This window comes from Arthrobacter sp. OV608 (assembly GCA_900110595.1).
GTDB lineage: Bacteria > Actinomycetota > Actinomycetes > Actinomycetales > Micrococcaceae > Arthrobacter.
The window spans coordinates 1-14,303 of record FOEZ01000003.1; the positions used below are offsets into that span (position 1 = coordinate 1).

General features: G+C 65.0%; 12 protein-coding genes, 1 tRNA gene and 1 rRNA gene. 7 read left to right on the forward strand and 7 right to left on the reverse strand.

Translation table 11 applies throughout. From position 1 onward, the window contains the following. Positions 1-94 (forward strand): 5S ribosomal RNA (rrf, locus tag BMX78_RS04830); the annotation flags it as partial. A gap of 397 nt (positions 95-491) precedes the next feature. After that, complete coding sequence (locus BMX78_RS04835) at positions 492-1,022, forward strand: SRPBCC family protein (RefSeq protein ID WP_091417914.1); 531 nt, start codon at positions 492-494, stop codon at positions 1,020-1,022. On the opposite strand, the gene BMX78_RS04840 is transcribed toward BMX78_RS04835, so the two are convergent. Beyond that, on the reverse strand, positions 1,019-2,053 hold the full coding sequence (locus BMX78_RS04840) for a LacI family DNA-binding transcriptional regulator (RefSeq protein ID WP_091417154.1): 1,035 nt from the start codon (positions 2,051-2,053) through the stop codon (positions 1,019-1,021). The two genes, BMX78_RS04835 and BMX78_RS04840, sit on opposite strands and share 4 nt — an antisense overlap. 2 nt (positions 2,054-2,055) lie before the next feature. Next, entirely contained in the window at positions 2,056-3,765 is a 1,710-nt protein-coding gene (locus tag BMX78_RS04845; RefSeq protein ID WP_091417156.1) for a glycoside hydrolase family 13 protein, read from the reverse strand. Between the two features lie 175 nt (positions 3,766-3,940). On the opposite strand from BMX78_RS04845, the gene BMX78_RS04850 reads away from it, so the two are divergent. Continuing rightward, complete coding sequence (locus BMX78_RS04850) at positions 3,941-5,314, forward strand: FAD-binding oxidoreductase (RefSeq protein WP_091417159.1); 1,374 nt, start codon at positions 3,941-3,943, stop codon at positions 5,312-5,314. Positions 5,315-5,317: 3 nt separating this feature from the next. Here the strand turns inward: BMX78_RS04850 and BMX78_RS04855 are convergent, their stop codons facing one another. The 4 genes from BMX78_RS04855 to BMX78_RS04870 all read right to left on the reverse strand — a co-directional run bounded on the left by BMX78_RS04855 (position 5,318) and on the right by BMX78_RS04870 (position 10,471). Beyond that, positions 5,318-6,736, reverse strand: coding sequence for a DUF4032 domain-containing protein (locus BMX78_RS04855; RefSeq protein WP_091417162.1), 1,419 nt, complete (start codon positions 6,734-6,736; stop codon positions 5,318-5,320). Between the two features lie 118 nt (positions 6,737-6,854). Continuing rightward, positions 6,855-7,937 (reverse strand): ABC transporter ATP-binding protein, encoded by a 1,083-nt coding sequence (locus BMX78_RS04860; RefSeq protein ID WP_091417165.1) that lies wholly within the window; start codon positions 7,935-7,937, stop codon positions 6,855-6,857. A gap of 217 nt (positions 7,938-8,154) precedes the next feature. Further along, on the reverse strand, positions 8,155-8,982 hold the full coding sequence (gene otsB / locus BMX78_RS04865) for a trehalose-phosphatase (RefSeq protein WP_091417168.1): 828 nt from the start codon (positions 8,980-8,982) through the stop codon (positions 8,155-8,157). Then, complete coding sequence (locus tag BMX78_RS04870; RefSeq protein ID WP_091417169.1) at positions 8,972-10,471, reverse strand: alpha,alpha-trehalose-phosphate synthase (UDP-forming); 1,500 nt, start codon at positions 10,469-10,471, stop codon at positions 8,972-8,974. Before BMX78_RS04870 ends, otsB begins: the two co-directional genes overlap by 11 nt. 179 nt (positions 10,472-10,650) lie before the next feature. Between BMX78_RS04870 and BMX78_RS04875 the strand changes: the two genes are divergently transcribed. Both BMX78_RS04875 and BMX78_RS04880 read left to right on the forward strand, forming a co-directional pair. Continuing rightward, on the forward strand, positions 10,651-11,538 hold the full coding sequence (locus tag BMX78_RS04875; RefSeq protein WP_091417172.1) for a DsbA family protein: 888 nt from the start codon (positions 10,651-10,653) through the stop codon (positions 11,536-11,538). A 174-nt stretch (positions 11,539-11,712) separates the two neighbouring features. Continuing rightward, positions 11,713-11,786: transfer RNA gene (locus BMX78_RS04880), tRNA-Thr, on the forward strand. A 35-nt stretch (positions 11,787-11,821) separates the two neighbouring features. Here the strand turns inward: BMX78_RS04880 and BMX78_RS04885 are convergent. Continuing rightward, positions 11,822-13,243, reverse strand: coding sequence for an FAD-binding oxidoreductase (locus BMX78_RS04885; RefSeq protein ID WP_091417174.1), 1,422 nt, complete (start codon positions 13,241-13,243; stop codon positions 11,822-11,824). 192 nt (positions 13,244-13,435) lie between these two features. Between BMX78_RS04885 and BMX78_RS04890 the strand changes: the two genes are divergently transcribed. Together BMX78_RS04890 and BMX78_RS04895 are read left to right on the forward strand one after the other, a co-directional pair. After that, positions 13,436-13,639, forward strand: coding sequence for a hypothetical protein (locus tag BMX78_RS04890; RefSeq protein WP_091417177.1), 204 nt, complete (start codon positions 13,436-13,438; stop codon positions 13,637-13,639). A gap of 92 nt (positions 13,640-13,731) precedes the next feature. Continuing rightward, on the forward strand, positions 13,732-14,034 hold the full coding sequence (locus tag BMX78_RS04895; protein ID WP_050056290.1) for a DUF4193 domain-containing protein: 303 nt from the start codon (positions 13,732-13,734) through the stop codon (positions 14,032-14,034). Positions 14,035-14,303: the final 269 nt, after the last annotated feature.

Sequence of the window (14,303 nt, forward strand, 5' to 3'; positions counted from 1 at the left end):
AACGCCCGGTCCCATTCCGAACCCGGAAGCTAAGACCCACAGCGCCGATGGTACTGCACCCGGGAGGGTGTGGGAGAGTAGGTCACCGCCGGACATAAATTAAACAGTTGGGCCCTGACAAGAGACGTCAGGGCCCTACTGTGCTTTAACCACCCAAACCACCTCTCACTCAACGCGCCAAATACCCGATCCCTCTCTCACCTAACGCGGCCTTCCCACGAATCCTCTCTCACCTAACGCGGGTTTTCCACGAATCCTCTCTCACTTGATGTGCCTGTCCGCCCCAACGTTCTCTCATTTGATGTGGTTTCGGCCGAGGTAAGACCCCGTCGGGCCATCGGCCGCGTCAAGTGATTGAGCGTCCCTCCAAAACCCGCATCAACTGAGAGAGCGTCACCAGAAATCCCGCATCAGGTGATAGAGCGTCACTCGAAAAGGCGCATCAAGTGAGAGAGCGTCCGGGGGAGGGCTGGACGGTAGAGTTGGGCACCATGAACAGCCTCTTCAGCCACGGCGCCGAGCCGTTTGGAAGTGATGACCAGCGGGCCCTTGAGCTCCTGGAACCGGTGGTCAACACCATCACCGTTCCGGGCACCGTGGCCCACGCCTTCGCCGGCTTTACTGACCATACGCACCTCTGGTGGCCGTTGGAATCGTTCGGCGTCTATGGTGCCGCGTCCTACGTTGAGTTTGAGGAGAACCTCATCCTCGAAACGGCTGACGACGGTCGGACCAGCATCTGGGGAACCCTCGACGATTGGCAGCCGCCCCTGTCCTTCCATGCCACCTGGCACCCGGGATCCACAGCGCTCTGGTCCACCGAGCTTCGGGTGGCCTTCCGGGCCGTAGGGGAGGGCACCGAGGTGCGGGTGTTCCACGAAGGCTGGGAAGGGGCCGAGGATCCCGCCGCCGAGCGTCAACGGTACGTGGAGGCGTGGCCGGACATCCTGGCCAGGTATGGCCGCTTTATGGGCGCTCCGGAAGAAGACGCCAAGAACACCAGCGGGAACCAGGAGCGCTAAGGGCCGGCCGGGGGCACAGCTGTACTCGTCCTGATGACAAACTCGGTGGGGAACTCCTGATCAGCTGGCACCGATCCATCATCGGAGCCATTCGGTCCAGCCTCAAGCAATTGCAGTGCAGTGGCGGCCGCCAGGACTCCTTGCCTGCGGGGATCCTGGTCCACGGTGGTCAGGCCGAACGTCTCGCCCAGCTCGTGGCCGTCCATCCCAACTACTGAAAGATCCCGCGGAACCTGCAATCCAAAGTCCCGGGCGGCGAGAATGGTACCCACCGCCATTTCGTCGGAAGCTGCAAAAATCGCCGTGGGCCGATCCGTGGCACCGCCCAGCAGCCGGCGTGCCGCCGCGTAGGCGCCCTGAACAGTGAAGTCGGCGGTGATCTGCCACTCCGGCCGGACTTCCAAGCCAGCTGCCGCCATTGCCTTTTGGTATCCGCCCTGGCGGATGCCGGGCAGCTTGAAGTCCTGGTTCAGCGCTGCGTCGCCGGTGACATGGCCTATCCTGGTGTGGCCAAGCCGGATCAAATGATCAGTGGCCATCCACGCCAGCCGTTCGTCGTCGATCCTGATGGTGGAAGCCCCCGGCAAGGTGCCACCGATACCCACAATGGGGCGGTGCACAGCCAACAGTTGCTGGATTTCGGCGTCCGTCAGCACCAGTGCTACCGCAATGACCGCGTCGAGGCGCTTCCTGAGCAGGAAATCGTTGAGCACACTGTGCCGGCGCTCGGGTTGGTCGCCCACGTTGTACAGAGTGAGGTCATAGCCGGCATCAAGCAGGGTCTCAGAGACGCCTTCCAGCACTGAGGAGAAGTACCACCGGTGAATGGACGGGACCACCAGACCGATGTTGTGGTTCCGGCCGGAGGCAAGGCTGGCCGCGTGATAGGACGGGACGAACCCCAGTTCCCCCGCCGCTTCCATCGCCAGCTTCCGGCTCTTCGCAGAGACATTGGGCTTGCCGCTCAACGCCCGCGAGACGGTGGCAATGGACAGCCCTGCCCTGTCGGCGACGTCCTTGATACCCGCCATACTCAGGGAGCGGAAGTGAGGCTGATCCAGGCGGTCTCGCCAGACGCCAGCAGGCCCTCCGGCCCGGACGGAATGCTCCGGACCAGGACCTGTCCGGCAGGCATTTCCAGCGGTTCGTGGTTGAGGTTCATAAGCACCAGCGTAGTGCCGTTGACATACCCCAAGGATGAGCCGGTGCACCAATCCTCGGCCCAGGCCAGGGATCCCCGCCCCAGGTCCAGCTCGCGGCGCACCGCCAGCATGTTCCGGTAAAGAGCAAGGTGCGACGACGGTGACCCGGCCTGTACGTCCCGCGCCAAGTCCCCAAACGAGGCAGGAAGGGGCAGCCAGGGGTCCTCACCGTGGCCGAAGCCAAGGTGGGGCTCGCCGGCGCGCCACGGCAGCGGAACGCGGCAGCCGTCCCGTCCCAGCCGTTCCCCGCCGGTACGGGCGAATGTGGGGTCCTGGCGGAGGTGTTCCGGAATGTCGACGCCGTCGGGCAGGCCGAGCTCTTCACCCTGGTAGACATACGCCGCGCCGGGCAGCCCGAGCATAAACAGCGATGCGGCGGCAGCGCGCTGCCGTCCCAGTGCGATGTCCGGCTGCGGATCCGCAGGGCCGATGCCGTCGCCGTCGCGCGGCCCCTGCCCGTTGTACCCGAAGCGGCTGGCGTGCCGGACGACGTCGTGATTGGAAAGCACCCAGGTGCTGGGAGCCCCAACGCCGTCAAGAACGGTCAGGGAGTCAGTGATCACCGAACGCAGCCGGTACACGTCCAGCCCGGCGTGCAGGTACGGGAAATTGAAGGCCTGATGCATTTCGTCCGGCCTGACCCAGTGCGCCAGCCGGGGAAGGTCAACGCTAGCTTCCGCGCACAGGATCCGGTCAGGACCGTAGCCGTCCAGGATCTGACGCCACGTGCGGTAGATGTCGTGGATGGCCGGCTGCCCGAACATCGGCGCTTCGTGGCCCGGGAAGCCGTCTGAGCTTCCGCCGTCGGGCCGTCCGCCCCAGGCGGGGAGACCGGGCGCCTTGACCAGCGCGTGCGCCACATCCACCCGGAAACCGGAAACACCGCGGTCCAGCCAGAACCGCAGGATCCGTTCGAACTCGCTGTGCACGGCAGGGTTGTCCCAGTTGAAGTCCGGCTGGGAGGAATCGAAGAGGTGCAGGTACCACTGGTCCGGCTGGCCGTCGGGACCGGTCACCCGGGTCCAGGAGGGGCCGCCGAAGTGGGACTGCCAGTTGTTGGGCGGCTCGTGTCCCTCGGGGCCGGTGCCGTCCCGGAAGATAAACATGTCCCGCTCGGGGCTGCCCGCAGGCGCAGCCAAGGCTGCCTGGAACAGCGCGTGCTGGTCGGAGCAGTGGTTGGGAACGAGGTCCACGATCACCCGCAGGCCCAGCCGGTGGGATTCGGCCATCATCACGTCGAAATGCCCCAGGGTGCCGAAGATCGGGTCCACGTCGCAGTAGTCGCTGACGTCGTACCCGGCGTCGCGCTGCGGGGACCGATAGAAGGGGGACAGCCACACGGCATCCACACCCAGGTCCGCGAGGTGGGGGAGCTCCTCGGTGATACCCGCGAGGTCGCCCACGCCGTCGCCATTGAGGTCCCGGAACGAGCGGGGGTACACCTGGTAGATCACGGCAGACCGCCACCAGCCCGGCTGGTTGTCGGAAGCGTGGATCAGGGTCAGCGGACCCGCGGCGGGTGTCAAAGTTTCGACAGACATAGGCCCAAGCCTAGGCGGTCGGCGGCCTTCATGGAAACGCTTCCATCATTATATTAGGGCCCTTATGCACGCAAATTAGCGTTTCCGCTGGTCAGGACTGGAAGCGCTTGCAGAAGTGTTACGGGATAGAGACCCATAAACTGATGGAAAACGTGCGACGGCGGATGGAGGCTTCGTGGGAAGCGTGGCAGTTGAGGAGCTGGAGGCGAGCCTGGCGAGTGGTCAGGTGGACCGGGAAGAGACCACGCTCATCCGGTATGCGGTGGACCAGGCGCCGATCCTTGACTACCAGCTCCCGTTGGCCGTGGTGTTTCCGGAGTCGGTGGAAGACGTCCAGGCAGTGGTGCGGATCTGTGCCGCCGGCAAGGTGGCAATCGTGCCCCGCGGGGCGGGAACTGGAGTTTCCGGCGGAGCCCACGCGACGAAGGACTGCATCATCCTCTCCCTCGAGCGGATGGACAGGATCCTTGCGCTGAACCCGGATGATGAAACAGGCGTGGTGGAGCCGGGGGTCATCAACGCCGTCCTGAACGAAGCAGCAGCCGAACATGGACTGATGTATGCGCCGGACCCCGCCAGTTTCCGCAGTTCCACCATTGGCGGAAACGTGGCGACGAACGCCGGCGGGCTCCGGTGCGCAAAATACGGCGTCACCCGCGACTCAGTGCTTGCGCTGGACGTGGTCCTGGCGGACGGATCACTCCTGCACACGGGCCACCAGACGTTCAAGGGCGTGGCCGGGTATGATCTCACGGGCCTCTTCGTGGGGTCGGAAGGAACGCTGGGCATCGTGGTGGGCGTAACGGTGCGCCTCAAATACCTCCCCCGGGAAGTACACACCATCGCGGCCTTCTACCCGGACTTCCGACAGGCCGCAGCCGGCGTCCTGGCCGTGGGCAGGGCGCGGGTCCAGCCCGCCATCATGGAACTGCTCGACGGCGGCACGCTGGCACAGCTGGACGACATCCACGGGTCAGACCTCGCCGCACGCGGCCGCTCCCTGCTGCTGATCCAGACCGACGGCTTCGGCGCCGCCGCCGAGGCCCGGATGGTCCGGGAGGTCCTGGCAGCGGGCGGGGCAACCGTCACCACCGAAGCCAGCGCCGAAGCGGAACGGCTCGTGGAACTAAGGCGTCACAGCCGCGGCGTGGAAGTGGACGACGAGTACCGGGTGGGGGAGGACGTGGCCGTTCCCCGGTCCCGCCTGGTGGATTACGTGGCCGCCCTGGAGGCCATGGCCGTGGAGCACGCCGTGCACCTCAAGGTGGTGGCGCACGCCGGCGACGGGAACCTCCATCCCACATTTTGGATCGACCGGAAGGACAAAGCGGTGGACGAGGGAGCACTGGAGCGGCTCCACCGGGCCCTGGATGAGTCCATTACGGCCGCGCTGGGCATGGGCGGCACCATCACCGGCGAGCACGGCGTGGGGCAGTACAAACTGCGGTGGCTGGGCCAGGAGCAGCCGGAACCGCTGCGGGAACTCCAGCGCCGGATCAAGGACCTGTTCGATCCCGCCGGCATCCTGAACCCGGGAAAGGCGATTTAGGTATTAATCGTCCACGTCGGGGTATTCGTCGATGGATTCCTCGTCGCCGTAGCGGGATTCTTCCGTCTCCACCTCGAGGATCTTCAGCAGCCCGGTGGGCGGGTTCAGCATAATGGCCGCCTCGTCCCGGCGGTGCCGCAAGATGGAGTCGATGTAGCTCTGCACGGCCTCGGCGAGGGGGATGTGCCGCTCCTGTTTTTCGGACATATACCAGCGGTGTTCGAGGACCTCGTGCACCACTTCGGCCGGCTCCAGCTTGCCGGACAGGTCCCGCGGAATGGACCTCACGATGGGCTCGAAGACCTGGCTGACCCACAGGTGGGCGCTGTATTCCTCGTCCATGTCCGGGTTGTTGTCCGCCCGGAAGGTATCCATGTCGTTGAGGAGGCGGCGCGCCTGGTTCTCCTGGGCGTCCAGGCCGGTCAGCCGCAGCAGGCGCCGCATGTGGTGCCCGGCGTCGACCACCTTGGGCTGCAGTTGGATGGTGGACCCGTTCTGGGTGGTCTTGATGGCGTACTCTTCGACGTCGAAGCCGAGTTCGTTGAGCCGGCGGATGCGGGCACCCACCCGCCAGCGTTCGCCCAGTTCAAAGGATTCCTTCTCCGTCAGCTCAGCCCACAGGCGCCGGTAGCTGTCCATGATCAGCTCGCTGGTGGCCACGGGATCCACCTTCTCCTCGATCAAGCCGCCGTCCAGCAGGTCCATCAGTTCACCGGCGATGTTCACGCGGGCGATTTCGAGATCGTACTCGCGCTGGCCGGTGGAAAGGTCCGGATACAGCTCGCCGGTTTCTGCATCCACCAGGTAGGCGGCAAACGCGCCTGCGTCGCGGCGGAACAGGGTGTTGGACAAGGAAACGTCGCCCCAGTAGAAGCCAATCAGGTGCAGCCGTACCAGCAGAAGCGCCTGCGCGTCGATGAGCCTGGTGAGGGTGTCCTTGCGGAGCATCTGGGAGAAGAGGGCCCGGTAGGGCATGGAGAACTTCAGGTGCCGCGTGACCAGGACGGGGTTCAGCGGCTTTCCGTCCAGCGTGGTGCGGCCGGTGATCACGGCCACCGGCTCCACGCACGGAACATCCAGCCGGGCCAGCTTGCGGAGCATGTGGTACTCGTGCCGGGCAACGTGCTCGGAGGTTTCCTTGATGGCGATGACCGAACCGCCCAGGTGGGCGAAGCGGACGATGTGCCGGGAGATGCCGCGGGGAAGGGCGGCCAGGTTTTCAGCCGGCCAGTCCTCCAGCGCGATGTGCCAGGGCAGGTCCAGCAGCTCGGGGTCGGCCGCTGCTGCCGTGATGTTCAGGGAGCTGGCTGCCGAGGCGACCTTGCCGTCGTCGGCACTCGCGGCCACAAACCGCGGCAGTTTGCCCACCTGCGCATAGTCGGTGGGTTCGTCGTGCCACTGGGCGCTGTATTCCTCGGTCATGCGTCAATTCTTCCGTAGATAGGCGCGGCCAGCTAATTCTTCTGCGGGCACGGTTAAAGGCCGACGGCGGCCCGCACCATTGCGAAAAGGTGCGGGCCGCCGTCGGTTTGATGATTGGTTAGTCGCCCAGGCGCAGGCCGGTCTTGGTGTCGAACAGGTGCACGTGGCCCGACTGGGGACGGACGTAGATGGACTCGCCCTTCATCGGAGGGCGGCGGCCGTCGACGCGTGCCACGATGTCGTGGTCCTTGCCGTCAAGCGTGGTGTGGCCGTAGACGTAAGCGTCGGCACCCAGCTCTTCGACGACGTCGACCTCTACCTTCAGGCCTTCTCCGTGCGGAGCAGTCTCGAGGTCCTCGGGACGGGAACCCAGGGTCACGGTGGAGCCGTGTGCCTCTTCGAGGACGTCACGCGGCACGGGGTAAACGGTGCCGCCGAACTGGACGCCGCCGTCGACAACGGGCAGTTCCAGCAGGTTCATGGCGGGGGAGCCGATGAAGCCGGCGACGAAGACGTTCTTCGGGCGGTCGTAGAGGTTGCGCGGGGTGTCCACCTGCTGCAGGAGGCCATCCTTCAGCACGGCTACGCGGTCGCCCATGGTCATGGCCTCGACCTGGTCGTGCGTCACGTAAACGGTGGTGACGCCCAGGCGGCGGGTCAGGGATGCGATCTGGGTGCGGGTCTGCACACGGAGCTTGGCGTCAAGGTTGGACAGCGGCTCATCCATGAGGAAGACCTGCGGGTTACGGACGATTGCGCGGCCCATGGCAACACGCTGGCGCTGGCCGCCGGAGAGTGCCTTCGGCTTACGGTCCAGGTAGGGCTCTAGGTCAAGGAGCTTGGCGGCTTCACGGACGCGCTCGGCACGCTCTTCCTTGGAAACGCCTGCAATCTTCAGGGCGAAGCCCATGTTGTCAGCCACAGTCATGTGCGGGTACAACGCGTAGTTCTGGAAGACCATTGCGATGTCGCGGTCCTTCGGGGGAACGTCGGTGACGTCGCGGTCGCCAATGAGGATCCGGCCTGCGTTGACGTCCTCGAGGCCTGCGAGCATGCGCAGGGAGGTGGACTTACCGCAACCGGAGGGTCCAACGAGGACCAGGAATTCGCCATCGGCGATGTCGATGTTGAGCTTATCGACGGCGGGCTTTTCTGTGCCCGGGTACAGACGCGTAGCGTTATCAAAAGTAACTGTAGCCACAGTTATCAATCCCTTCACCGGCAGGTACGTGCCGGACGATCCGTTGTGAATGGTTCATGTTTGTTCAGTTTTGTGCTGCAGATGCTTCCCGGCTGAGGCCAGAAGACACCGAGTGACGCCGCACGGTTCTTGTGCGCCACATCACAGAGAAGAGTATGTCAGATAGTGTTCGAATTGGTGCAAATGTTACGAACGTCACAAGTGACGTTGATAACCCTCACCCTTCCGGATCTTCCTCTGCCACGGCAAGGCTCCGTTCCTGGAGCAGCACTTCGAGCAGTTCCGCCACATGGACAGGAGCCTCTACCCGGTACTGCGCCTGGGTGAAATCAAGGCCCACTTTGACCCCGACATCACCGGACTCCAGCCGCGCGAGTGCGTCCTCGTCCGTGGTGTCGTCGCCGGCGAACAGGACGGCGCTGGCGCCGCTGATCTGCCGCAGGAATGTGACGCCCTCGCCCTTGGACGCGTTCACCACGGAGGTTTCCAGGACCCGCTTTCCGTCCTTGAGGAAAACGCCTTTGCGGTCCTGCAGCAGCGAGCGTGCTGCGGCCACGGCGTCCTCTGCCACGTCGTCGGGCGCCTGGCGGGTGTGCAGTACAACCCCGGCCGGCTTGTCCTCCAGCATGGTGCCGGGTGCCTCCGCAACGATGCCGGCGAGGATGCTGCGCACCTCGGCGAGGAGTGCTTTCTGCTCATCGTCCAGTTCCAGTCCCGCTGACCCCGGGCCCAGCCACGCTTCTGCCCCGTGGCTGCCGATCAGCAGTGTGTCCACCGGTGGCGAGGCGACCTTGCGCAGGCTGGCGAGGGCACGCCCGGAGATGAGTGCCGTCGTCGTACGCGGCAGCACGGCGAGCCCGGCGAAAGCCGTGGCGGCCCGGGGAAGCGGCCGCGCGTCGTCGGCATGCCCCACGATGGGCGCCATGGTTCCGTCGAAGTCCATGGCCACCAGCAGGTGCTCTGTCCCGGCGATGGTGCGGATGGCTTCGCGGAGCTCCGGCGTCAGCGCCAGCTTGCCGTTGCCGGCCCGGCTATCAGGTGTCATCACGGACCACTTTCTCCTTCAGGGCCTGCAGGAAATCGGCAGACCAGTAGTCCACGTCGTGCTCAAGGATCTGCTTGCGCATGGCCCGCATCCGCCGCGACGCGTCCCGGGGGGACATCTCCACGGCGCGCATGATCGCGTTCTTCAGCCCGTCGATATCGTGCGGATTCATCAGCAGGGCCTGCTTGAGCTGGTCGGCTGCGCCGGCGAACTCGCTGAGCACCAGCGCGCCGTCGTTGTTGGTGCGGGCCGTCACATACTCCTTGGCCACCAGGTTCATGCCGTCCCGCAGGGCCGTGACCAGCATGACGTCGGCGGCCAGGTACAGCGCCACCATCTCCTCCACGGGGTAGCTGTGGTGCAGGTAGCGGACAGCGGTGTTCTCGAGTGTGTCGTAAGTGCCGTTGATGTGGCCCACAGTGCCCTCCACCTCCTCGCGCAGGAGCCGGTACTGCTCAACGCGTTCCCGGCTGGGGCTGGCCACCTGGATCAGGGTGGCGTCGCTGACGGACAGCCTGCCGTCGGCCAGGAGCTCCTCGAAGGCCTTGAGCCGGTGCCGGATGCCCTTGGTGTAGTCCAGCCGGTCCACACCCAGCAGGATGGTTTTCGGGTTGCCGAGGTCCTGGCGGATCTGCCGCGCGCGCTCGATGATCTCCGGCTTCGCGGCCAGCTCGCTGATCTGCTGGACGTCAATGGAGATGGGGAACGCCTGGGCCCTGGCGATGTGGGTGATTTCCCCGTCCTTGCCCTTGACGTGGACCTGCTGCTGCTTGACGCTCGCGCCCAGGAAGCGACGGGCGGAACGCATGAAGTTGCCGGCGTCGCTGGGCCGCTGGAAGCCCACCAGGTCGGCGCCGAGGAGTCCGTCGATAATGGCCTGGCGCCAGGGCAGCTGGGCGAAGATCTCCGGCGGCGGGAACGGGATGTGGTTGAAGAACCCGATTTTGAGGTCGGGCCGCGCTTCACGGAGCATCCGCGGCACCAGCTGCAGCTGGTAGTCCTGGATCCAGACGGTGGCGCCGTCGTCGGCATGGCGAACGACGGCGTCGGCGAACCTTTTGTTCACCGAGCGGTAGGCGTCCCACCAGGTCCGGTGGAATTCCGGCGGGGCGATGACGTCATGGTAGAGCGGCCACAGCGTGGCGTTGGAGAAGCCTTCGTAGTAGAGCTCGACATCATCGGCGCTGAGCTGGACGGGCACCAGGTCCATGCCGCCGTGGCTGAACGGGTCCACGGTCTCGTCTGGGGCGCCGTGCCAGCCGACCCACGCGCCGTCGGTTTTTGTCATCATGGGTGCCAGCGCCGTCACGAGTCCGCCGGGGGAGCGCCGCCAGCCGGAGTCGTCGTCGCCTTCGCCGGGGGCGACCCGGTCCACGGGCAGCCTGTTCGAGACCACCATAAAGTCGTACTTTGTCTCGGCGCTGTGGCCCGCGCCGGCGGCGCCGGATGCGGCTGCGGTGGCGGGTTTTTCCTGGACGGGTGTTTGCATTGCTGCCCCCTGGGGTTGCTTGTGCCTCTTAGCCCACCCTAACGGGACGGAATCTTCCATGCTATTCGTCCGTTGGTCAACCCGGAGGAATACTTGAAACAGCAAGCTCTCAGCTTTCTCCCCTAAAATGAGGGGGTTGCCACGAACTGGTCCCCCTCGTCGATCGACCCAAGGAACACATGAGCCCCGCAAACGAAGTACGTAAGTCCAAGGCTGAGCGCACCGCGGAGGCCCGCGAGAAAGCGCGCCTGATCCGCGAAGCGCAGCTGAAAAAGGACAAGCGCAACAAGCTGCTGATCGGGTGGGGGATTGTGGCCGCCGTGGTGGCCATCCTGGTGGTGGTGGCACTGGTGGTGACCACGTCGATGAAGCAGAATGCGCCCATAGCCGACCAGGGACCCACGCCGGCCAACGGGAATGTGCACGGCGGCGTCACGCTGCTGGCGAACACTGAAGTGGCCAAGCTGGACTCCGCCACTGTTGACGCGGCCGCTGTTGGCGCGCCGCCGCAGGCTGCTCCGGCCGAAGTGGTGGCTCCCGGGGCCGAGGCCGAGGCGGGCAAGCCGGTGAAGGTTGTGCTGTACATCGACTTCATCTGCCCGGTCTGCAAAAACTTTGAGGCCCAGTACAACGAGCAGCTCACGTCCCTGCGCAACGAGGGCAAGGTTACGGTGGAATACCGCGCGCTCGGGTTCCTCGACAGCCGCTCCACCACGAATTACTCGTCCCGGGCTGCCAACGCCGCCGCCTGTGTTGTGAACGAATCGCCGGAGAAGTACGCGGAATTTGTGGATGCGCTCTTCGCCAACCAGCCTGCTGAAGGCGGCGCCGGGCTCTCGGACGACAAGCTCAAGAGCATGGCCTCGGACATCGGTGTTGACATCAGCAGCTGCGTGGACGAGAAGACCTACCGGCCGTTCGTGAAGTTCACCACGAAGGAAGCCTCGGCCATTGGCATCACCGGCACGCCCACCGTTTTCGTGGAAGGCAAGCAGTGGGGCAAGGGTGAAAGCGCCCAGACCCCGTTCCCCGATTTCCTCCAGGCCGCGATCGACGCGAAGGCCTAAGGGTTTTCAAAAGGGCCCGCTTTCCGGATCTGTTCCGGAAGGTGGGCCCTTTTGTTGCCCCCTTTCCTGCAACCGGCGGTTCTGACGGCCTTGGACAAGCCCGGCATTTTTACCACCGGGAGGACTTGGGCTAACCTTATGTAGCGCCGTTGAGGCGCCCGCCCGCCAGGGCATGCCTCCTTAGCTCAGTTGGCCAGAGCACCGCTCTTGTAAAGCGGGGGTCGTCGGTTCGAATCCGACAGGGGGCTCTATTTTTTTGCCCGCTGCCGGCCGCGCCGGCCTGCTAGCCGCCCGATGGTGGAATGTTGTGGTTCAGGCGCAGGAGATTCTGCGGGTCATATCGGTCCTTGAGGGCCACGAGGCGCTGGTACTTGTCCTGTCCGTAGGCGCTGCGGGCGGCGTCCGGCGCCTGCACTCCCACTTCCGCTCCCAGGAAGTTGACGTATTCGCCCTGCTCCGCGAACGGCTGCATTGTGGAGTAGGCCTTGCGGGCGAACGCTGTCAACCGTTCGTCCTCGGCCGCGTCATGCCAGAACCCGTAAACGTTCAGCCAGTACCGCGCGGACCGATTGGGGAACGCCGTGTCGTCTTCGGGCACGCGCCCGAACGCACCCTCCAGGTGATGGATATCGATGCCCGTTCCCTCCCAGGCCAGCTCGGAAGCGAAGCCCAGCACGGCGTCCACCACCTCCTCGTCCAGGCGGGAAAACGAGACGTTCTTCCAATAGCCGCGCGACCCCTTGGGGAAGACGGCGTCCATGGCGCTTTGCCATTCAGGCCACGACGTCGGTCCCACCTCCTCGCCGTCGGGCGGGGCAGCGGCGCGAAGCTGGTCCACCAGCCCCAGGCCGGCCTGCTGGTCCTCGGCGACCCAGGCGAATCCGATAGCCATCCAGGGCTCACTGCCCATGCCGAACTCGGCCGGGAGCACCAGGAACGAGACGATCGGATTCATCTCGTCCGGCAGTGCCCTGGTCCAGGCATCGAAGGCGAGGAGGGCATTTCGCCAATGCTCCGGCCGGTAAAAGAGGTTGCCGCCCAGCGGTGCGGCCGGGAGGGCGAGAGCGCGGAACGTGAAGGAGGACACCACACCGAAGTTCCCGCCGCCGCCACGCACTCCCCAGAACAACTCCGGGTTCTCTTCCGCGCTGGCGTGCACGTGCTCTCCGGCAGGGGTGACCACATCCACGGAGTCCAGGTTGTCCAGGCTGAGCCCGCCGGTCCGGGTCAGCCAGCCTACGCCGCCGCCCAGGGTAAGTCCTGCCACTCCCGTTCCGCTGATAACCCCCAGGGGTACCGCAAGGCCATGCGCGGCTGTGGCCCGGTCCACGTCCCCAAGGGTCGCTCCGGGCCCGACGACGACCCGCCTGCTTTGCGCATCGATCCGTACCTCCCGGAGGGCTCCCAGATCCAGGACCAGGCCGCCGTCGACCGTGCCGTGGCCCGCGATGTTGTGCCCGCCGCCGCGGACGGCCAGTGCGAGGCCGCTGCGCCGCGCACTGGCCAGGACCAGGTCAATATCGGAGGCCGCTCCTGCCCTGGCGATGGCCCGCGGACGCAGATCGACCATGCCGTTCCACACCGCGCGGGCTTCGTCGTACAGGGGATCCTGCGGTTCGATCAACGATCCCTGCAGTTGCCCGCGCAACTCGTGCAGCGACTGCTGGACGTCCGGCTCCGGAAGGTTTTCATGAACTATGGCCATCGCTGATACTTCCAGATCAAAAGGCGGTAAGAATCCAGCAGGAATACCGATGCCGTGATTTTAGGATCGGCCGTTGGGCGGGTCAACAATTTCTTTTGAGGACTGCCTGCCGCCGTCTTCGCCTGGCGTTTTTAATGTGCGCGAGACCGGGACGAAACGCACTCACAACAATGCCTGCGTAGCGTCGCCGTCATGACAACACCATTTCCCGCCCGTGTCCGGGCCTGGCTTGCGGATGCCTTCTACTTTGACACCCCGGGACAGGCTGCCGATGCGATGGCCGATGCCACGAGATGGGGGTGGCTGCCGGCCCTGAGCGGTGTGGCGGCAGGGGCGGACCAGGTCCGCCGAACCCATTCAGAAACCATCCGGGAACCCACTGAATTGTCTGCCTGAACACACTATTGCGCGGGTGAGGGCATTATGACCTAAACTGCTTCACTGAGGTGCCTGAAATGGCGCTGTGCAGCAACGAAAGTGAACTCGCTATGGCTACCGATTACGATGCTCCACGCAAGCAAGAGGAAGAGTCTCCGGCCGATTCCCTGGAGGCCCTGCAGGCATCCCGCGGCGGCAACGCCCAGACCGCGGTGATCGACGTTGACGAAAACGACACCGCCGAAGGCATCGACCTGCCCGGCGCCGATCTTTCCAACGAGGAACTGACCGTCATCGTTGTTCCCGAGCAGTCGGACGAATTCACCTGCTCATCGTGCTTCCTGGTCCGTCACCGTTCCCAGGTGGCCCGCGAAAAGAACGGCATGAAGTATTGCCGCGAGTGCGAAGGCTAGAACCGCGACACACAACAGCGTAAAAACAGCGCCGGCCGCCCCTTGGGTGGCCGGCGCTGTTTCGTGGTTCCGGCACCGTTATCCGGCATAACGGCCGGGTCCAGAAACGGCACCGGAACGGTTAAGGAGAGCGGCAAAAGCCCGCGGGATTTACAGCGGCGTGATACGGATCCGGGGTTCCTTACGGTTGCACGCCGAAGCGGCCACAACCCTCGTTTCGGGCTCCCGGCACTCCTACGCTTGAGCTATCCAACCGCACCACTTCCCTC

Coding starts and splice junctions, on each gene's coding strand:
- BMX78_RS04835 (WP_091417914.1), top strand. CDS start 492: ATGAACAGCCTCTTCAGCCACGGCGCCGAGCCGTTTGGAAGTGATGAC.
- BMX78_RS04840 (WP_091417154.1), bottom strand. CDS start 2,053: ATGGCGGGTATCAAGGACGTCGCCGACAGGGCAGGGCTGTCCATTGCC.
- BMX78_RS04845 (WP_091417156.1), bottom strand. CDS start 3,765: ATGTCTGTCGAAACTTTGACACCCGCCGCGGGTCCGCTGACCCTGATC.
- BMX78_RS04855 (WP_091417162.1), bottom strand. CDS start 6,736: ATGACCGAGGAATACAGCGCCCAGTGGCACGACGAACCCACCGACTAT.
- otsB (WP_091417168.1), bottom strand. CDS start 8,982: ATGACACCTGATAGCCGGGCCGGCAACGGCAAGCTGGCGCTGACGCCG.
- BMX78_RS04870 (WP_091417169.1), bottom strand. CDS start 10,471: ATGCAAACACCCGTCCAGGAAAAACCCGCCACCGCAGCCGCATCCGGC.
- BMX78_RS04875 (WP_091417172.1), top strand. CDS start 10,651: ATGAGCCCCGCAAACGAAGTACGTAAGTCCAAGGCTGAGCGCACCGCG.
- BMX78_RS04885 (WP_091417174.1), bottom strand. CDS start 13,243: ATGGCCATAGTTCATGAAAACCTTCCGGAGCCGGACGTCCAGCAGTCG.
- BMX78_RS04890 (WP_091417177.1), top strand. CDS start 13,436: ATGACAACACCATTTCCCGCCCGTGTCCGGGCCTGGCTTGCGGATGCC.
- BMX78_RS04895 (WP_050056290.1), top strand. CDS start 13,732: ATGGCTACCGATTACGATGCTCCACGCAAGCAAGAGGAAGAGTCTCCG.